Below are 20,181 nucleotides of genomic sequence, written 5' to 3'. Positions count from 1 at the left end.
CTCATGCGATGATGGCACTTGCAGTGCGTTTCGATATGTATATACATAATCGTCATCGATTGAAACGGAAAAGATGATGGCTGGACAGAGCAAAAGCCGGGCAGGGGATCTTCGTCTGTGGCGCAATGCGCGGCTCGCGACCATGGCCGAAGAGTCTGCCGGACTTGGCATCGTCGAACACGGCGCGGTCGCTTCGCGTGACGGCCGCATTGTCTATGCCGGCCCCGAGTCGGAGCTGCCCCCAACACTTGCCCAGGGCGTCGAGACGATCGATTGCGAGGGCCGCTGGATCACACCCGGCCTGATCGACTGCCACACCCATCTGGTCCATGCCGGCAACCGCGCCAACGAATTCGAGATGCGGCTGGCCGGCGCCACTTATGAAGAGGTCGCCCGGGCCGGCGGCGGCATTGTTTCGTCGGTCAAATCCTTGCGCGCCGCCAGCGAAGACGAACTGGTCACTCAATCGCTGCCGCGCCTCGATGCGCTGATCGCCGAAGGCGTGACCACCGTCGAGATCAAGTCCGGCTATGGCCTCGACCTCGAAAACGAGAAGAAGTCGCTGCGTGCCGCCCGCCAACTGGGCGAGCAACGGCCGGTGACGATCCGCACGACCTTCCTCGGCGCTCACGCGCTGCCGCCGGAAGCCAAGGGCGACAAGGACGCTTTTATCGATCTGGTCGCCAATGAGATTCTTCCGTCGGTTGCCGCCGAGGGACTGGCCGATGCCGTCGACGGTTTTTGCGAGGGCATCGCCTTTTCGCCGGAACAGATGGCGGGCGTCTTCGATGCGGCCAAGGCGGCCGGCCTGCCGGTCAAGCTCCATGCCGACCAACTGTCCAACCTGCATGGCGCCGAACTCGCCGCCCGCTATGGTGCGCTGTCGGCCGATCATCTCGAATACACCGATGAGGCAGGTGCGGCGGCGATGGCCAAGGCCGGAACCGTTGCGACGATCCTGCCCGGCGCCTATTATTTCATTCGCGAAACCAAGAAGCCGCCGATCGGCCTGTTTCGCCAGCACGGCGTCAAGATGGCTGTCGCCACCGATAACAACCCCGGCACCTCGCCGCTGACCTCGCTGCTCCTGACCATGAACATGGCCGCGACCCTGTTCGGCCTGACCGTCGATGAATGTCTTGCCGGCGTCACCCGCGAGGCGGCCCGCGCGCTTGGTTTGCTGGAAGAAACCGGCACGCTTGAGGTCGGAAAGTCCGCCGACCTGGCGATCTGGGACATCGAGCGCCCCGCCGAACTCGTCTACCGCATGGGCTTCAACCCGCTGCATGCCCGCATTTGGAGAGGACAATGACCGAACTGACCCTGAAGCCCGGCAATGCGACGCTGGCGGACTGGCGCGCCATCTATCGTGGCGCCGTGCCCAAGCTGGACAACGCCTGCCGGCCAAAGATCAAGGCGAGCGCCGAGGCCGTCGCCAGGATCGTCGCCAAGGGCGAACCGGTCTATGGCATCAACACCGGTTTCGGCAAACTGGCCAGCGTCCGCATCCCGGCCGAGGATCTCGAGACCTTGCAGCGCAACATCGTTCTGTCGCACGCCGCCGGCGTCGGCGAGCCGATGCCGGTTGCTGTCTGCAGGCTGATGATGGCGCTGAAGCTCGCCAGCCTGGCGCAGGGCGCGTCCGGCGTGAGGCCGCAAACCATCGAATTGCTGGAAGCAATGCTGGCCAACGACGTCATCCCGGTGGTGCCGGCGCAGGGTTCGGTCGGCGCCTCCGGGGACCTTGCCCCGCTGTCGCACATGACCGCGGTGATGATCGGCGTCGGCGAATGTTTTACCCCGCATGGCCGTTTCCCGGCCAAGGTCGCCTTCGTCTCACATGGACTGGAGCCGGTGACACTGGGCGCCAAGGAAGGCCTGGCGCTGCTCAACGGCACCCAGTTTTCGACCGCCTATGCGCTGGCCGCCTTGTTCGAGGCCGAAGTGCTCTATCAATCGGCGCTGGTCGCTGGTGCCCTATCGACCGACGCGGCAAAAGGTTCTGACGCCCCCTTCGATCCGCGCATCCATGTGCTGAGAAAGCATCCCGGCCAGATCGAGACGGCCGACGCCCTGCGCAATCTGATGGCCGGCAGCGCCATCCGTGAATCGCATCGGGTTGGCGACGAACGCGTGCAGGATCCCTATTGCCTGCGCTGCCAGCCGCAGGTCATGGGCGCCGCACTCACCGTGCTGCGCCAGGCGGCCGACACGCTGGGCACCGAAGCCAATGGCGTCACCGACAATCCGCTGATCTTCGCCGAGGATGACACCGCGCTTTCCGGCGGCAATTTTCACGCCGAACCGGTGGCCTTCGCCGCCGACATGATCGCGCTCGCGGTCTGCGAGATCGGCTCGCTGTCGGAACGCCGCATTGCCATGCTTGTCGATCCGGCACTTTCGGGCATGCCGGCCTTCCTGACGCCGAAGCCCGGTCTGAACTCCGGCTTCATGATCCCGCAGGTGACGGCGGCGGCTCTCGTCTCGGAAAACAAGCAGAAAGCCTATCCGGCCAGCGTCGATTCGATTCCCACATCGGCCAACCAGGAAGACCATGTTTCGATGGCCGCGCACGGTGCGCGCCGGCTGATCGGCATGGTCGAGAATGCAACGGCGGTGGTTGGCATCGAATTGCTGGCCGCCGCGCAAGGCTGCGACTTCCATGCGCCGCTGGCGTCGAGCGATGCCCTTGAGGCAGTGCGCAAGCTGGTCCGGGCCGAAGTGCCACATCTCGACAATGACCGCCATTTCCACCCCGATATGGAAAAAGCCATCGCCATGGTGCGCAGCGGTGCGGCCATCGAGGCCGCCGGCGGCGTGGCTCTGCCGTCGATTTCCGGAGCGATGTGATGGCAAGCGCGCCCTGGCTGACGGTCACGCCCGGCACAGCCCCGTTGCTGGTGTCGCTACCGCACACCGGCATCGACCTGGCCGGCCTTGAGAATCGGCTGGTCTCGCCCTGGCTCGGCCGCCGCGATTGCGATTGGTGGATCGACAATCTCTATGACTTTGCCGCCGGCCTCGGGGCGACGGTGGTGCACACCGCGATCTCGCGCACCGTCATCGACGTCAACCGCGATCCCTCCGGCGCCTCGCTTTACCCCGGCCAGGCGACGACCGGCCTTTGCCCGACCGAGACTTTCGATGGCGATCCGCTCTATCGCGAGGGCGAAGAACCGGGGCCGTCGGAGATCGACGAGCGTCGCGAGAAATTCTTCGTGCCCTACCATGCCGCCCTGCAGTCCGAAATCGACCGGTTGCGCGGCCTGCACGAAAAGATCGTCCTCTATGACTGCCACTCGATCCGTTCAGTGCTGCCGCGCCTGTTTGAAGGCACGCTGCCGGTTTTCAACCTCGGCACCAATGACGGCAGGAGCGCCGATCCGACGCTGCAGGCGATGGTCGGCCAGATCATGGCCGAAACCGGTGAAACCTCTGTCATCAACGGCCGCTTCAAAGGCGGCTGGATCACACGCCATTTTGGCCAGCCGCAGCAAGGTGTGCATGCGCTGCAGATGGAACTCTCCAACCGCGGCTATATGCGCGAGCCCGATGGCAAGGGCACGCCGGACAACTGGCCGGTGCCTTACGATGCAGAGTTCGCAGCACCGATCCGCGCCACCCTGCGGAAAATCCTCGAGACCGCGACATCCTGGGCGCGCGTCTGACATCAGGTCCTTTATGGAGTGACGCCATGAACAATCCTCGCCACAACATCCGCGAAGTCCGCAGCCCGCGCGGCACCGAAATCAGCGCGCGCTCCTGGCTGACGGAAGCGCCGCTGCGCATGCTGATGAACAATCTCGACCCGGATGTTGCAGAAAATCCCAACGAGCTGGTCGTCTATGGCGGCATCGGCCGGGCGGCGCGCACCTGGAACGACTTTGACCGCATCGTCGCCTCCTTGAGGACGCTGGCCGATGACGAGACTTTGCTGGTCCAGTCCGGCAAGCCGGTCGGCGTGTTCCGCACCCATCCCGACGCCCCACGCGTGCTGATCGCCAACTCCAATTTGGTGCCGCACTGGGCGAATTGGGAAAAGTTCAACGAGCTCGATAAGAAGGGCCTGATGATGTACGGCCAGATGACGGCCGGCTCGTGGATCTACATCGGCACGCAAGGCATCGTGCAGGGCACCTACGAGACCTTCGTCGAGGCCGGCCGCCAGCACTATGGCGGCAATCTCCGGGGAAAATGGATCCTGACCGGCGGTCTCGGCGGCATGGGTGGCGCCCAGCCGCTCGCCGCCGTCATGGCCGGCGCCTGCTGCCTGGCGATCGAATGCAATCCGGACTCGATCGATTTCCGCCTGCGCACCCGCTACGTCGACGAGCGCGCTCACACGCTCGACGAGGCGCTGGAAAAGATCGAACGCTGGACCAAGGCCGGCGAGGCGAAGTCGGTCGGCCTGCTTGGCAATACGGCCGACATCGTGCCGGAGATGTTCAGGCGTGGCATTCGCCCCGATATGGTCACCGACCAGACCTCGGCGCATGATCCCATCAACGGCTACCTGCCGAAGGGCTGGACGATGGCCGAGTGGCGCGAGAAGCGCGTCAGCGACCCCAAGGAAGTCGAGAAGGCAGCCCGCGCCTCCATGCGCGAACATGTCGAGGCGATGGTGGCGTTCTGGAACGCCGGCGTGCCGACGCTCGACTATGGCAACAACATCCGCCAGGTGGCCAAGGAGGAGGGGTTCGAGAACGCTTTCGCCTTCCCAGGTTTCGTGCCGGCCTATATCCGTCCGCTGTTCTGCCGCGGCATCGGCCCCTTTCGATGGGCGGCCCTGTCGGGCGATCCGGAGGATATCTACAAGACCGACGCCAAGGTGCGCGAACTGACGCCCGGCAACACCCATCTGCACAACTGGCTCGACATGGCGCGTGAGCGCATTGCCTTCCAGGGTCTGCCAGCGCGCATCTGCTGGGTTGGCCTCGGCGACCGGCATCGGCTCGGGCTCGCCTTCAACGAGATGGTGGCCAGGGGCGAGTTGAAGGCGCCTGTCGTCATCGGTCGCGATCACCTCGATTCCGGCTCGGTCGCTTCGCCGAACCGCGAAACGGAATCGATGAAGGACGGCTCGGACGCGGTATCCGACTGGCCGCTGCTCAACGCATTGCTCAACACGGCGTCCGGCGCCACCTGGGTGTCGCTGCACCATGGCGGCGGCGTCGGCATGGGTTTCTCGCAGCACGCCGGCATGGTGATCGTCGCCGACGGCACGCGCGAAGCCGCCAGGCGCCTGGAGCGGGTGTTGTGGAACGACCCGGCGACCGGTGTCATGCGCCACGCCGATGCCGGCTACGAGATCGCCGTCGAATGCGCCAAGGAGCACCAGCTCAATTTGCCCGGCATTCTCGGCTGATTGGTTGAGCCGATGCGTGTTCTGCGGGCAGCCGAATACCGGTCGATGCCGTGGAAGAACGGCGGCGGGGTGACGACGGAGATCGCCGTCTCGCCTGGGGGTGCCGGGCTCGACGATTTCGACTGGCGCGTCTCGATGGCGCGCGTCGAATTGAGCGCTCCTTTCTCGCAATTTGCCGGGATCGATCGCACCCTTGCCGTGCTCGAAGGCGAGGGCATCGTCCTCGATATTGCCGGCCACCCGCCGACATCCATAAACAGGACGACTGCCCTGTTTTCTTTCCCTGCCGACGTGCGGACCTCGGCCGCGCTGATCGGCGGACCGATCACCGATCTCAATGTCATGACCCGCCGAAGCCGGATGACGCATTCGGTCGAACGCCTGGTGATTTCGGCCCCCGTGGAAATCCGGACTGAAGCCGGCACAACGCTCATCCTGTGCTTGAACGGCGACGTCAGCGTGCCCGCCGCTGAACCGGTTCGCCTCGGACCGCTCGATACGCTGCGGTCCGGTCCGGTCAGCACCGGCCTGCTTGTCCAGCCCGCCCATGAGGCAACGCTGTTCGTGATCCGGATCTGCGCCGTCGCCGGCAACGATTAACGCTTGTTTCCAAACATGATCGCGGTACCGGCGAAATATAGCGTAAGCTGCTGGCGGCATCACGAAAAAGCCTGAATCCTCTCCGCCGATCTGGCTTGGTGGGAAGTAGGGTGCTTGTCTTTGAGTCTTGCTGAGAGATGACGCCCTGTCGCGGTGCGGAAACAAACTTTCGGCAAGTGGGGTTTATGCAACCAATTGCATTTGAACCGGTTTTAGGGCCATTGCCGTGGCGGTGACGCCGCTCAGTGCCCGCTTACGGAATTTTCAATGAATATTCAGACGAATCCTGCCCAAATCGAGAAGACAAGCGCAAGCTTCCCGGCCATTACCGAAGAGCCGATCCGTTCCAATTACCTGCCCGAAGAGCGCCTTCGGCTGCTTGGCGAAAGCCTGGCAAAAGGCGACCTCACGGACCTGTTCGGCCTGACGCCCTTTGATTTTCAGGCCCGTATCCGGGACAGCGCCAAGAAGATTTTGGAAGTTTACCGGTCGACCAATGCTGCGCAGGCGAGGGGCGAGACGATCACGCCGGCGGCACAATGGCTGCTCGACAACAATTACCTGGTCGAAGAGACCATTTTCCAGGTCAAGCGCGACCTGCCGCGCCGGTTCTATCGTCAGTTGCCGACGCTGAAACTGCCTGACAACGGCACTGTGCCGCGCGCGCTGGCGCTGGCCTGGACCTATGTGGCGCATTCGGACAGTTCCGTTTCGGCGACGATGTTCAAGTCCATCGTCCAGGGTTTCCAGTCGGTCGAGCCGCTGAAGATCGGCGAACTCTGGGCGCTGCCTTCGCTGTTGCGCTTCGTCCTGATCGAAAATCTCCGCCGGCTGGCCGTCAGGGTCAATCGCACCCGCCAGATGCGCCAGATCGCCAACGATGTGGCCGACAAGGTCCTGGCCACCGACGACAGCGCCGACCGGCAGTCGATCCTGTCCAACTTCAGCGCCCACGCGCAGGACACCACCTTCGCCACCCAGCTGCTCTATCGGTTGCGCGATGGATCGCAGAATGCCGGCAAGGCTCTGGAATGGCTGGAAGGCGAGCTTGAAAAGACCGGCTCCGATGCCGAGGAAATCATCATTTCCGAACATCACACGCTGTCCAGCGGCAATGTGACAACGGGCAACATCATCCGCGGCCTGCGCCTCATCAACGACGTCGACTGGACGGTGTGGTTCGAAGGCGTCAGCCGCATCGACACCGTGCTGCGCGAGCGCACCGATTTCGCCGCGCTCGACTTTTTTTCGCGCGATCAGTACCGGACCGCGATCGAGGAATTGGCGCGCCGCTCGAACCTTTCGGAATATCGCGTTGCCGAGAAGGCCATCGAGCTGGCCGGCCACGCTGCTAGTGATGGCGATGGCGACGTCGTTTTAACCGGGTCCGCCCACACCGATGTCGGCTTCTTTCTCGTCGGCCCACGCCGGCTGGAGCTGGAGAAGGCGATCGGCTATCGGCCCACCATCAGCCAGACAGTCAAGCGTGCCTTCCGCAAGACCGGCTGGCTCGGCATCGTCGTGCCCGTGTTTGCGCTGACGGCGCTGCTTCTCGTTCTGTCCGGCAACGCGCTTGCCAATCTTGGCCTGTCGGTGCCCTCGATCGTCCTCATGCTGGCGCTTTTTGCCGTGCCGGCCAGCGAGGGCGCGCTCGCCTTCTTCAACACGGTCGTATCGCTGTTCCTGAAACCGACGCGCCTCGTCGGCTACGATTACCGACACGGCGTGCCGCCCGAGGCGCGCACGTTGGTGGTGGTGCCGTCGCTGATCGGCTCGCGCGACGATGTCGAGGAAAACATCCGCAACATCGAGGTGCATCATCTCGCCAACACGGCCGATGAAATCCATTTCGCGCTGCTGTCGGACTGGCCAGACTCGAAGACCGAGATCGATGCGGCGGACACCGAAATCCTCGAATTCGCCCGTACCGAAATCGCCCGTCTCAACGCCCGCTATCCCTCCGAAGGCGCGCCGCGTTTCTACATCCTGCACCGGCGCCGGCTCTTCAACGCGGCGCAAGGGGCCTGGATGGGCTGGGAGCGCAAGCGCGGCAAGCTGCACGAGCTCGATCTTCTGCTGCGCGGCGACAGCGACACCACGTTCCTGCCGCTCGACGTGCCGCTGCCGGAGAACGTCGTCCATGTGATGACGCTCGATGCCGACACGCGCACCACCCGTGACGCAGTCGCCACCCTCGTAGGCAAGCTCTGCCACCCGCTCAACCGGCCGCATTTCGATGCCAGCAAGCGCGTCGTCACCGCCGGCTACGCGATCCTGCAGCCGCGCATCACCGCGTCGCTGACATCGGGCGACGATGCGTCGTTCTTCCAGCGGGTGTTTTCGGCCAATCGCGGCCTCGACCCTTATGTCTTTGCCGTGTCCGATCTCTATCAGGACGTCTTCGGCGACGGGTCCTTCACCGGCAAGGGCCTCTATCATGTCGACGCCTTCGAGGCCGCGCTGCAGGGCCGCATCGAGGAAAACACCATCCTCAGCCACGATCTGCTGGAAGGCGCGCTGGCGCGCGCGGCGCTGGTCACCGACGTCGAACTGGTCGAGGACTATCCGACCCGATACTCGGTCGACGCCTCGCGCCACCATCGCTGGGCGCGCGGCGACTGGCAGCTGCTCGGCTTCATGCTCGATCCGCGCTCCGGCGTGCCGGCGCTGTCGCGCTGGAAGATGATCGACAATCTGCGCCGCTCATTGACGCCGATCTTCTGGGTGATGGCGGCGATCGCCGGCTGGACGCTGCTGCCCTTCACGCAGGCCGCGCAATGGCAGGCCCTGCTGATCCTCAGCCTGTTCATGGCGCCGACATTCGACATCGTCAACGCCATCCTGCCCAAGAGCGGCGACCAGACGCCGCGCGGTCATTTCTCGGCCCTGGCACGCGACGTCGCCTTCGGCACCGCCATGGTGGCGCTGAAGATCGTGCTGATGGCGCACAACGCCTGGATGATGGGCGATGCCATCGTGCGCACGATCTACCGGCTCTTCGTCAGCCGCCAGAACCTTTTGGAATGGCGCACCGCCTCGCAGGCGCACAAGGCGGGCGACAACGATGTCGGTTCCTATTACGGCATGATGTATGGCGCCGTGATCATCGGCTTCGTCGGCCTTGCCATTCCGGTGCTGGCCGATTCGACCGGCGCCTTCGTCGCCTTCTTCTTCGCCCTGTTCTGGATTGGCTCGCCGGCCATCGCCAGCTGGATCAGCCGTTCGGCTGAAACCGAGGATCGGCTGCGCATATCGCAGGCCGACATCCACACGCTGCGCACGGTGGCGCGGCGCACGTGGCACTATTTCGAAAGCTTCGTGACGGCAGAACACCACCATCTGCCGCCCGATAATTTCCAGGAAAGCCCGGCGCCGGTGGTGGCGCCACGCACCTCGCCGACCAATATCGGCGTCTACCTGCTGTCCGTCGTCTCCGCCCGCGACTTCGGCTGGATCAGCCTGTCCGACGCCATCACCCGCATCGACGCCACCATGGCGACGATCGAGGGCATGCCGCGTGAGCGCGGTCACCTCTTCAACTGGTACGACACGACGACACTGAAGCCGCTCTATCCGCTTTACATCTCGGCTGTCGACAGCGGCAATCTCGCTGGCCATCTGGTGGCGGTGGCGGCGGCCTGCGCCGAATGGGCCGAAGCGCCCTCCGTCCATCTCCAGGGCGATTTCGAAGGCATTCTCGACACGGTCACCATCCTCAGCGAAAGCCTCGATGATTTGCCCGACGACCGCCGTCAGTTGCGCCCGCTGCGCCAGCGTCTCGCGGACCGTCTCGACGGCATGCGGCGCGCTGTCGACACCATCAAGGCGCAGCCCGAAATGGCGTCGATCCGCACCATCAACCTGGCTGTGCTGGCCGGCGAGATCCGCAAATTGGCCACCGCCATCCATACCGAGGCCGTGTCGCCCCAGAGCGACGTCATTGTCGACTGGGCGGCAAGGCTGGAAGCCACCTGCGAAGCGCACGTCCATGACGCGCACAGCGACGACAATGCCGTCGAGGCGCTGCGTGCCAAGCTGCTCACCTTGCGCGAGCGCACGCGCCGCTACGCCTTCGAGATGGATTTCTCCTTCCTGATGCGACCGGAGCGCAAGCTGTTGTCGATCGGCTACCGGGTCGAGGAACATCAGCTCGACGAAAGCTGCTACGACCTTCTGGCCTCCGAGGCGCGGCTGACCAGCCTGTTCGCCATCGCCAAGGGCGACCTGCCGACGGAGCACTGGTTCCGGCTTGGCCGGCCGATCGTCGAAATCGGTTTCCAGGGCGCCCTGATGTCCTGGTCCGGCTCGATGTTCGAATACCTGATGCCGCCGCTGGTGATGAAGGAGCCGCAGGGCTCGATCCTCAACCAGACCAGCAAGCTGATCATCAAGCGCCAGATCCAGTACGGCCGCCAGAAGAACGTGCCGTGGGGCATTTCGGAGGCCGCCTACAATGCGCGCGACCGCGAACTGACCTACCAATACACAAATTTCGGCGTTCCAGGTCTCGGGCTGAAGCGCGGCCTTGGCCAGAACACGGTGATCGCGCCTTACGCCACCATACTCGCGGCCCAGTTCAACCCGCGTGAAGCCGTGCTGAATCTCGCCCGATTGCGGGAGATCGGGGCGCTCGGCCGCCACGGTTACTACGATGCCGTCGACTTCACGCCGCAGCGCGTGCCGGAAGGCACGGATCACGTCGTCGTCCAGAACTACATGGCCCACCATTCGGGCATGTCGATCGCGGCGGTTGCCGACGCCATCTTCGAAGGTCGCATGCGCGACCGCTTTCACAGCGACCCGGTCATCGAATCGGCCGAACTCTTGCTGCAGGAGAGGGCGCCGCGCGACATCCCGACCGCGACCGTCAGGACCGAGGCCGACGAACGCTCCAAGGACGAGACCGAAGTCGACAGCCCCGACACCCGCATCGTGCTCAATCCGCTGCAGTCGCTGCGGTCGACCAACGTCATGTCGAACGGCCGCTATTCGGTGATGGTCACCGCGACCGGCTCGGGCTACAGCCGCTGGGGCGATCTCTCCGTCACACGCTGGCAACCGGATCCGACCGAGGACCGGCTCGGCTCCTACATCTTCCTGCGTGACGCAGGCTCAGGTGACTGGTGGTCGGCTACAGCCGAACCGAAGCGCGCCGCCGAGGAAAAGGCGCAGACCTTGTTCTCCGACGACAAGGCGAGCTTCGTCAAATCGGTGGGCACGTTGCGCTCCGAGGTCGAATGCATCGTCATCTCGGAAGGCAATGGCGAGGGCCGTCGGGTCACGCTCTACAATGACGGTCCGTCCGACCGTCACATCGAAGTGACCTCCTTTGCCGAACTGGTGCTCGGCCTGGAGGCGTCCGACAACGCGCATCCGGCCTTCTCGAAGATGTTCGTGGAAACCGAAATCTCTGCGAACAACGCGGCGATCTTCGCCACGCGGCGCAAGCGCGAGACCAGCGAGCCCGATATCGCCATGGTGCATTTCGTCACCGATCCGTCCGGATCGGCGCGCGATGCCGAGGCCGAGACCGACAGGCGCGCCTTCATCGGCCGTGGCCGTACCATCGTCGACGCAGCCGCTTTCGACCCGGGCGCCAGGCTGGGCGGCCATTCAGGCTTTACGCTCGATCCCGTCGCGTCGCTCCGCCGCCAGGTGCGCGTGCCGGCCAACAAGAAGATATCGCTGACCTTCTGGACCGTCGTCGGCGCTGGCCGCACCGAGCTGGACGAAGCCATCGCCCGCCTCGACCATCCGGAGAGCTTTGCCCGCCAGGCCATGCTTGCCTGGACGCGCAGCCAGGTGCAGACCCGCCATATGGGCCTCAGCCTGACCGATGCCGCCAATGTGCAGAAGCTGGCGCGCTACCTGATCTATCCGGATCCGTTCCTGCGTCTTCCCGCTGAATCCATCGCCACGGGGCTGGGCAAGCAGTCGAGCCTGTGGCCGACAAGCATTTCCGGCGATTTCCCGATCTTCCTGGTCAGGATCGGCGATGTCGCCGATCTCGAAATCGTTGCCCAGGCGCTGCGTTTCCAGGAATATATGCGCACCCGCGGCATGATGATCGACTTCGTCGTCGTCAACGAGCAGGCGTCCTCCTATGTCCAGGACCTGCAACGGGCGGTCGAGACGCTGTGCGAAAACAGCCGCCTGCGCGGCAAGGAGCTCGGACCGCGCCAGCACATTTTCGCGGTGCGCCGCGACCTCATGGACGAGACCACCTACAAGACGCTGCTCGCTGTCGCCCGGGTGGTCCTGCACACGCGCAATGGCACCATCTTCGACCAGATCGAGCGCGCCGAGGCGGCGGCTCTGCAGGCGCGGGACGCTCTGGCAGCATTGCCGATTCCGCGTGAATTGCCGTCGCCGACACCCACGACGCATGCTCCTGCCTCGCAGGCGGTGGCAAATGTCAGCGCCGATGGCAGCGGGCTCAGCCAGTGGAACGGCTTTGGCGGTTTCGACGGCGACGGGCGGCACTATGTCGTGCGCCTGGCCGGCCGGCGCACGACGCCGCAGCCGTGGATCAACGTCGTCTCCAACGCCTCGTTCGGCTTCCATACCTCGGCCGAGGGCGCCGCCTTCACCTGGAGCCGAAACAGCCGCGACTACCAGTTGACGCCGTGGTCGAATGATCCGGTCTCGAACCGGCCGGGCGAGGGCTTCTATATCTACGATCAGGCGAGCGGCAAGGCATTCTCGCCGCTCGCCGCCATGGTGCGCGATCCCTCGATGACCTACGAGGCCTGGCATGGCCAGGGTTTCTCGACCTTCCGCTCGAAGCGCGGACCATTGTCGATGGATCTCACCCATGTCGTCGATCCGGTCGATCCGCTGAAGATCTCACGGCTGCGCATCCAGAATTCCGGCTCGGTGCCGGCGCGGCTGCGTGTCTATGCCTATGCCGAATGGGTGCTCGGCGGGCACCGGTCGCGCACGGCGGCAACCATCGTCCCGTCGCGGGATGCCGCCAGCGGCGCGCTGCTGGCACAAAACCCCTACGGGCTGGATTTCGGCGAGCGCGTTGCTTTCCTCGCGGCCGACGGTGGCGTCCATTCGGTGACAACAGACCGATCGGAGTTCCTGGGCCGGCATGGTTCCAGCGAGCTACCCCAGGCGGTGCTGAGTGGTGCGGCGCTGTCTGGCCGTGTCGAGGCTGGTGACGATCCGTGCGCGGCGATTGCCCGCGATGTCGAGATTCCGGCTGGCGGCGACGTGACGCTGCTCTGGCTGCTCGGCGACGCCGAGTCCGCCGAGGAGGCTAGCGCGCTGGTGCAAGAGCACCGGGTCAAGGATTTCGACCAGCGGCTGGCCGACAATGAGCGCGAATGGCGCGGCTTTCTCGACACCATCCAGGTCGAGACGCCTGACAAGGCGCTCGACGCCATGGTCAATCACTGGCTGCCCTATCAGAGCCTGGCCTGCCGCATCCGTGCCCGCTCCGCCTTCTATCAGGCCAGCGGTGCCTTCGGCTTCCGCGACCAGTTGCAGGATACGCTGGCGCTGCTGGCGCATGACCCGCAACTGGCGCGCGACCAAATCCTCAACGCGGCGCGGCGGCAGTTCCCCGAAGGCGACGTGCAGCACTGGTGGCTGCCGCGCACGGGTGCTGGCGTGCGTACGTTGATCTCCGACGACGTGGTCTGGCTTGCCCACGCCACGGCGCGCTATTTGCTGGTCACCGGCGATGCCACCATCCTGAAGGAGCAATTGGCCTTCATCGATGGACAGCCGCTGGGCGAGGGCGAGCACGATGCCTTCTTCACCCCGGAAATCTCGAAGAAGACAGCGTCGCTCTACGACCATTGCGCGCGTGCGCTCGATCTCGCCATCAAGCGCAGCAGCCCCGCGGGCCTGCCGCTGATCCTCGGCGGCGACTGGAACGACGGCATGAACCGCGTTGGCGAGCAGGGCAAGGGCGAGAGCGTCTGGCTCGGCTGGTTCCTGCTGAAGACGCTGGGCGACTTCGCCCCCGTCGCCAAGGCCGAGGGCGACGCCAAGCGAGCACAGGCCTGGGCAAAGCATGCCGATGTTCTGAAGCGGGCGCTTGAGAGCACCGCATGGGACGGCGAATGGTACCGGCGCGGCAGTTTCGACGACGGCACCCCTTTGGGGTCTCGCAACTCGCAGGAGTGCAAGATCGACTCGATCGCCCAGTCCTGGAGCGTGCTTTCGGGAGAGGGCGATCCGGCACGGTCGACGACCGCGATGGAGCAAGCAACGAAGCTGCTCGTCGACGACAAGCTGAAGATCGTCAAGCTGTTCACGCCGCCCTTCGCAAGGACGGAAAAGGACCCGGGTTACATCAAGAGCTATCCGCCCGGCGTGCGCGAGAATGGCGGCCAGTACACCCACGCCGCCACATGGTTCGTCATCGCGCTTGCCGAGATGGGACAGGTCGACGAGGCCTATCGCTGTTTCTCGATGCTGAACCCCGTCAACCATGCGACCGACGAGGCCACGGCCGAGCACTATCGTGTCGAGCCCTATGTCGTGGCGGCCGATATCTATGCCGGCGACGACAATGCAGGCAACGGCAAGGGCGGCCGTGGCGGTTGGACCTGGTACACCGGCTCTGCCGGCTGGCTCTACAGGGCTGCGGTCGAAGGCATTCTGGGCATCGAACGGCGTGGCAAGCGTGTCCAGTTCAAGCCGAAGCTGCCGAGCCACTGGGACGGTTACTCGGCAAATCTCAAAATGCTGGGAGCGGAACTCAGGGTTCGCGTCATCCGCGACAATAAGGCCAAGGCCGTGTCGCTGGAGGTGAATGGGGCAAAGACCAAGGTTTCGGCAGTCGAACTGAAGGACGGCGAAGTTGCCGAGGTGGTCATCCGGATCCCGGCTTAATGCAATGTTGCTCAAAAACTATGCGCTCGGGCCTGGGATCCGGGGCGCGACTTTTGCCGCCACGGCGGGATGAGAGGCCGTCCCGCCTGGCGTTGCCGCCTGCCGATTGAAGGACATGCCACCGAGGAGTGCATGAAATCAAAGGCTTGAGGCATCCGACAGGGGCGCCACGAGCAGTGAGAGTTTGGCCTCCCTTCACCTGGAAGGGCGCCCTGCAGCTTTGTTTCGCTCTATACTTCGCAAAAGGCGATTTCGGCCTTAGTCATCCGCCCGACATTGTTGCTGATTAAAATTGTGGCAGCACGTGCCAACTGCCATGATTTCGCCGCATGCCTGACATTTTACCTGTCTTCTCAAACCGTTAGGTGATCACGGCAGATTTCGGAACGTCGCCATCTTTTGTTCGCTCTAAGGGAACTGAAGGGGTACACGGCCATTGTTTTGCGACGTATCAACCGGTACGAATAAAATGATGCAGTGCACAATAAACAGCGTGGCGGAGTAACTGGGGTGACCCTTCTGCAAATCTACTGGCGAGCTCTCGGTTATCTGGCCGCAGACAGGAAACGCGTTGCGTTGATCTGTTCGGCCAACGTGGCTCTCGCCATCGTAGCGCTTCTCGAGCCGATTATGTTCGGTCGCGTCATCGGCGCCATCTCCGAGCGTGGCTCTGTCTTCACCACGCTGGTCATGTGGGCCGGTCTCGGCGCCTTCAACATCGTTGCTTTCGTCATGGTGGCGCGCGGCGCTGACCGCTTCGCCCATGCTCGGCGCAGCGAAGTGCTGTGCCAGTCCTTCGAGCGTGTGATCACCATGCCGCTCGCCTGGCACCATCAGCACGGCACCTCCAATGCGCTGCACACGATGCTGCGCGCCGTCGAAACCCTGTTCAGCCTTTGGCTCGAATTCATGCGCCAGCATCTGTCCACGGCTGTCGCCCTCGTGCTGCTGGTTCCGACCGCGATCAGCATGGACCTGCGCATGTCGCTGGTGCTGCTTGGCCTCGGGCTGCTTTATGTCGGCATCGGCCGGATGGTCATGCGCCGCACCAAGGCGGGCCAGGCTGCGGTCGAGCGTCACTACCACAAGGTGTTCGCGCATGTGACCGACTCGGTCAGCAACGTTGCGGTGCTGCAGAGCTACAATCGCCTCGGCCACGAGGCCGATACGCTGCGCCGCTACGTCAAGAACCTGCTCGACGCGCAGAACCCCGTGCTCGACTGGTGGGCGCTGGCCAATGCCTTGCACCGTCTGTCATCGGCAATCTCGATGCTGATCGTGTTGTCGATCGGCTCCTATCTTGTGACTCGTGGTCAGTTGGGTGTCGGCGACGTCATTGCCTTCACCGGTTTTGCCACGATGTTGATCGCTCGCCTCGACCAGATGTCGGCTTTCGCCAACCAGATTTCCGAGGCCCGTGCCAAGCTCGAGGATTTCTACCATCTCGAGGACTCCGCGGCTGATGCCGCCGAGCCGGACGGCCTACGCGATCTTGCCAACGTTACCGGCCATGTCCGCTTCGAGAATGTCGGCTTCGAATTTGCCAATTCCGGCCAAGGCATCGACGACGTGTCCTTCGAGGTGCAGGCGGGCCAGACCGTCGCCATTGTGGGCCCGACGGGCGCCGGCAAGACCACGCTCATCAACCTGCTGCAGCGTGTCTTCTCGCCGTCCCATGGCCGTATCCTGATCGACGGCATCGACACCCGTACCGTGACCCGCAAGTCGGTGCGCCATTCGATCGCCACCGTGTTCCAGGATGCCGGGCTGCTCAACCGCTCGATCGAGGACAACATCCGTGTTGGCCGCGCCGATGCAAGCAATGACGAGATTCATGCCGCCGCCAATGCGGCTGCCGCACAGGACTTCATCCTGTCCAAGAGCAATGGCTACGACACGGTGGTTGGCGAACGTGGCGGCCAGCTGTCGGGCGGCGAACGTCAGCGCATCGCCATTGCCCGCGCCGTGTTGAAGGACGCACCGATCCTGGTGCTCGACGAGGCGACCAGCGCGCTCGACGTCGAGACCGAGGACCGCGTCAAGGAAGCGATCGACGAACTGCGCCGCGACCGCACCACCTTCATCATCGCCCACCGCCTGACCACCGTTCGCGACGCCGATCTGGTCGTGTTCATGGACAAGGGCAGGGTGGTCGAGATGGGCGGCTTCACCGAGCTGTCGCTGCGCAATGGCCGCTTTGCCAGCCTGTTGCGCGCCGGCGGCCTGCTCAACGACGAGGAAGTCCGCCGCCTCAGCCGCACCGTACAGCAACAGCAGGAAGCAGCCGCCTGAGCTTCTTTCTCCGACCTCCCCTTGTGGGAGGTCGGACCATAGGTCCAGGTGAGAGTACAGGCACGGCCGCCCCAATTGCGTCTGCGACACCACGCTCGATTGCTCCGAACGCCGCGGCGGTTTATGTAGAAACGCATGAGCGACACGACTTCACGCCTGACCGGCTGGATGGATCTCGCCAACCCGACGCGCTTCGTCGGGCTGGCGGACAAGGTCGTGCCGTGGCTGGCCACGATCGCCACACTCATCCTCGCCGTCGGGCTCTATATGAGCTTCGCCGCGCCTGAGGATTTCCAGCAGGGCATAACCGTCCGCATCATGTACATCCACGTGCCTTTCGCCTGGCTGGCCATGATGTGCTACACGCTGATGGCGGTCTCGGCGCTGGGCACGCTTGTCTGGCGGCACCCGCTGGCAGATGTCGCGCTGAAATCCGCAGCCCCCATCGGCGCCGTCTTCACCGCGCTGGCGCTGATCACCGGTTCGATCTGGGGTAAGCCGATGTGGGGCACCTGGTGGGTCTGGGATGCGCGTCTGACCTCGGTCTTCGTGCTGTTCCTGATGTATCTCGGCATCATCGCGCTGACCCGCGCACTCGACGACGCAAGCCGCGCCGCCTGGGCCGCCGCCATCATCACGCTGGTCGGCTTCATCAACATCCCGATCATCAAATTCTCGGTCGACTGGTGGAACACGCTGCATCAGCCGGCCTCGGTGTTCCGCATGGGCGGCTCGACCATCGATCCCAGCCTGCTATGGCCGCTACTGGTGATGGCGCTCGGCTTCACCGTGCTGTTCTTCGCGCTGCACCTGATGGCGATGCGCACCGAAATCCGCCGCCGCCGGGTGATTGCCACGCGCAGGGTTGCGGCACGGCAGGCCGAGCGGTCCGCCAACTGACGCGCGTCGACTGTAATTTTCGCTTTCGCCAACGTCTATCTCTGAGCAGTGAGTGGGGCGCTGAAGCTGCTGATCTCCCCACTTGAGGGGGAGATGGCCGGCAGGCCAGAGGGGGCGCTGTCCCGCCGGCGTGCTGAAGATACTGCGGCGTTCGCTGGCCTTGACGATGACCCTCACCCCATCCTTCCCCGCGCCGCCACGGGCAACGTTTCCAGCACCGTGTCGCCGTCGACCAGATTGACCTCGTTGAACAGGTTTGTGACGACGCAGCAATGGTCGGGCACGACACGCACGCGCTCGCCGATGCGCAGCTTGCCGTCGCCCGAAAGCGTGACGGTGCCGTGCTCCTCGCTCAGGCCCGTCACCCGCGCTCCCGACACGCCGAGCAACTCGCCAAAATCGGCGAGACCCAGCGTATCGCTGGACAGCGCCTTGCTCCCGGCATCGAGGATAGCGCGCGTCGCTGTGGGATGGCTGACCACCGTCGACAGCACCGTCAGCGCGCAGTCGTCGAGGCCGCCGACGCCTTTGGCGACCTGATAGCGGTCGAGATAGATGTAGGTGCCTGGACGATACTCCGTGACAACAGATGTATCGCTGGAGCGCCACATATCCGGCGTGCCGCCGCTGGAGATGCGTTCGCAGGCGAGGCCCGACGCGGCAAGTGCCTGCTTGGCCTCGGTGAGCCAGGCTTCGGCCTCCGCTGCCCGCCCGGCGGCCGGGTAGGTCATCAGTCCGCCGAAGGCGAGGCCGCCGGCTCTGTCGATCTGTCTTGCCAGCGCGACCGCTTCATCAGCCGACTGCACGCCGCAGCGGCCCATGCCGGTGTCGCATTCGACCAGCACCTGCAAGCGATGACCGGCATCGGTGAAGGTGGTTGCCAGCCCTTCGAGCGTCTCCATGCTGTCCGCTGTCACCGACAGGGTGACGCGCCCGTGCAGCCCCAGAAGCCGCTCCAGCTTGGCGCGCCCAAGGATGTTGTAGGGAAGAAAAATATCGGTCAGCCCGGCATCCGCCATCACCTCGGCCTCGCCAATCTTCTGGCAGGTGATGCCGACGGCGCCGGCCGCCACCTGCTTCTTCGCCCAGTAGGGCAATTTGTGCGTCTTGATATGCGGCCTGAGCTTCAGCCCGTTCTTGTCGGCATGCGCCTGGGCGCGGGCAATGTTGGCTTCCGCGCGCGTGGTGTCGATCAGGATGGATGGCGTATCGAGATCGTGAACGGTCGGCATCATCTTTCACCCCATGAGGAATCCGCGGGTTTTATGGCCCTGAAAATCCGTGATGTCACGCGGCCAGCGAAGCGGATTTGTGGTCCATGCGCCTAAGCGCAACGCCGGACAGGCGGCGAGATGGATCGACACCGCATCGACGTTCGGCTATGCGATTTGCCAGACAAATCGATACGAAGGGATCATGATCATGAAGCGCTCCGCCATCAACGACATCATCCGCGAAGCCGACGCTTTCATCCGCTCGTTCGGCTACATCATGCCGCCCTTCGCCTATTGGTCGCCGCAGGAGGCGAAGGTGCGTCAGGTCGACTCGTCGGCCGTATTCACCTCGCGGCTTGGCTGGGACATCACCGATTACGGGCAAGAGAAATTCAGGGAACTCGGCCTGTTCCTGTTCACCGTTCGCAACGGCCGCTACGAGGACATGAAGAAGGGCATGGGCATGCTCTATGCCGAAAAGATCATGATCTCGCGCAAGGACCAGCTGTCGCCGATGCACCGCCACAACATCAAGGCCGAGGACATCATCAACCGTGGCGGCGGCAAGCTGGTGCTGGAACTGTTCATGCATGACCGCGACGGCGGCATCGATCCCAAGGCGGAGGTTTCGGTGCCGGTCGACGGAACCATCCACAGGCTGCCTGCGGGTGGGCTCCTGAAGCTCGACCCGGGCCAGAGCGTTACGCTGCTGCCCGGCGTCTGGCATGCCTTCTGGGCCGAGGGCAAGGACGTGCTGATCGGCGAGGTCTCGACCGTCAATGACGATCTCACCGACAATGTGTTTCGCGAACCGATCGGCCGTTTTTCCAACATCGACGAAGACGTTGCCCCGATCCACCTGCTGGTGTCCGACTATGAGAAGTGGCTGGGGTAGGGGGCGCCGCCCCATGCCTTCGGTGACGCCAGCCCCACGATCGAAAGCGGGTTAGCCGGTAGCGC

The 20,181-nt window shown here is 64.2% G+C and carries 10 protein-coding genes; 9 read left to right on the top strand and 1 reads right to left on the bottom strand.

Features of this window, described 5'->3' with window-relative positions:
• The first annotated feature begins 76 nt into the window (after positions 1 to 76).
• The 8 genes from hutI to NKJ11_RS04490 all read left to right on the top strand — a co-directional run bounded on the left by hutI (position 77) and on the right by NKJ11_RS04490 (position 18,007).
• Complete coding sequence (gene hutI / locus NKJ11_RS04525; protein WP_352792767.1) at positions 77 to 1,312, top strand: imidazolonepropionase; 1,236 nt, start codon at positions 77 to 79, stop codon at positions 1,310 to 1,312.
• On the top strand, positions 1,309 to 2,850 hold the full coding sequence (gene hutH, locus NKJ11_RS04520; protein WP_352792766.1) for a histidine ammonia-lyase: 1,542 nt from the start codon (positions 1,309 to 1,311) through the stop codon (positions 2,848 to 2,850). Before hutI ends, hutH begins: the two co-directional genes overlap by 4 nt.
• Positions 2,850 to 3,668 (top strand): N-formylglutamate deformylase, encoded by an 819-nt coding sequence (gene hutG, locus NKJ11_RS04515; RefSeq protein ID WP_352721273.1) that lies wholly within the window; start codon positions 2,850 to 2,852, stop codon positions 3,666 to 3,668. The genes hutH and hutG overlap by 1 nt, the downstream gene beginning before the upstream one ends.
• Positions 3,669 to 3,694: 26 nt before the next feature.
• Complete coding sequence (gene hutU / locus NKJ11_RS04510) at positions 3,695 to 5,365, top strand: urocanate hydratase (RefSeq protein WP_352792764.1); 1,671 nt, start codon at positions 3,695 to 3,697, stop codon at positions 5,363 to 5,365.
• Positions 5,366 to 5,377: 12 nt separating this feature from the next.
• Positions 5,378 to 5,965: a HutD/Ves family protein gene (locus tag NKJ11_RS04505; protein ID WP_352792762.1), complete on the top strand. Its 588-nt coding sequence runs from the start codon at positions 5,378 to 5,380 to the stop codon at positions 5,963 to 5,965.
• A gap of 267 nt (positions 5,966 to 6,232) precedes the next feature.
• Positions 6,233 to 14,815: a glycoside hydrolase family 94 protein gene (locus NKJ11_RS04500; RefSeq protein ID WP_352792761.1), complete on the top strand. Its 8,583-nt coding sequence runs from the start codon at positions 6,233 to 6,235 to the stop codon at positions 14,813 to 14,815.
• Positions 14,816 to 15,325: 510 nt separating this feature from the next.
• Positions 15,326 to 17,107 carry a glucan ABC transporter ATP-binding protein/ permease gene (locus NKJ11_RS04495; protein WP_352442518.1) on the top strand — a complete coding sequence of 594 codons (1,782 nt, stop codon included), beginning with the start codon at positions 15,326 to 15,328 and terminating at the stop codon, positions 17,105 to 17,107.
• A gap of 135 nt (positions 17,108 to 17,242) precedes the next feature.
• Positions 17,243 to 18,007 carry a heme ABC transporter permease gene (locus NKJ11_RS04490; protein ID WP_023810180.1) on the top strand — a complete coding sequence of 255 codons (765 nt, stop codon included), beginning with the start codon at positions 17,243 to 17,245 and terminating at the stop codon, positions 18,005 to 18,007.
• 173 nt (positions 18,008 to 18,180) lie between these two features.
• Here NKJ11_RS04490 and NKJ11_RS04485 read toward each other — a convergent pair whose 3' ends face one another.
• A complete protein-coding gene (locus NKJ11_RS04485) occupies positions 18,181 to 19,239 on the bottom strand; it encodes a D-TA family PLP-dependent enzyme (RefSeq protein WP_023810181.1) in 1,059 nt (352 codons plus the stop codon).
• A 190-nt stretch (positions 19,240 to 19,429) separates the two neighbouring features.
• Here NKJ11_RS04485 and NKJ11_RS04480 point away from each other — a divergent pair, with 190 nt between their 5' ends.
• Complete coding sequence (locus NKJ11_RS04480; protein WP_352611675.1) at positions 19,430 to 20,116, top strand: D-lyxose/D-mannose family sugar isomerase; 687 nt, start codon at positions 19,430 to 19,432, stop codon at positions 20,114 to 20,116.
• Positions 20,117 to 20,181: the final 65 nt, after the last annotated feature.

Origin of the sequence: Mesorhizobium sp. M0243 (assembly GCF_040321775.1) — a bacterium.
Lineage (GTDB): Bacteria > Pseudomonadota > Alphaproteobacteria > Rhizobiales > Rhizobiaceae > Mesorhizobium.
This window is presented reverse-complemented; position numbering and strand designations above follow the sequence as displayed.

Bases quoted from the DNA above. Each gene is read 5' to 3' on its own strand.
- hutU (WP_352792764.1), top strand. From the start codon at position 3,695: ATGAACAATCCTCGCCACAACATCCGCGAAGTCCGCAGCCCGCGCGGC.
- NKJ11_RS04480 (WP_352611675.1), top strand. From the start codon at position 19,430: ATGAAGCGCTCCGCCATCAACGACATCATCCGCGAAGCCGACGCTTTC.
- hutH (WP_352792766.1), top strand. From the start codon at position 1,309: ATGACCGAACTGACCCTGAAGCCCGGCAATGCGACGCTGGCGGACTGG.
- NKJ11_RS04505 (WP_352792762.1), top strand. From the start codon at position 5,378: ATGCGTGTTCTGCGGGCAGCCGAATACCGGTCGATGCCGTGGAAGAAC.
- NKJ11_RS04485 (WP_023810181.1), bottom strand. From the start codon at position 19,239: ATGCCGACCGTTCACGATCTCGATACGCCATCCATCCTGATCGACACC.
- hutI (WP_352792767.1), top strand. From the start codon at position 77: ATGGCTGGACAGAGCAAAAGCCGGGCAGGGGATCTTCGTCTGTGGCGC.
- hutG (WP_352721273.1), top strand. From the start codon at position 2,850: ATGGCAAGCGCGCCCTGGCTGACGGTCACGCCCGGCACAGCCCCGTTG.
- NKJ11_RS04490 (WP_023810180.1), top strand. From the start codon at position 17,243: ATGAGCGACACGACTTCACGCCTGACCGGCTGGATGGATCTCGCCAAC.
- NKJ11_RS04500 (WP_352792761.1), top strand. From the start codon at position 6,233: ATGAATATTCAGACGAATCCTGCCCAAATCGAGAAGACAAGCGCAAGC.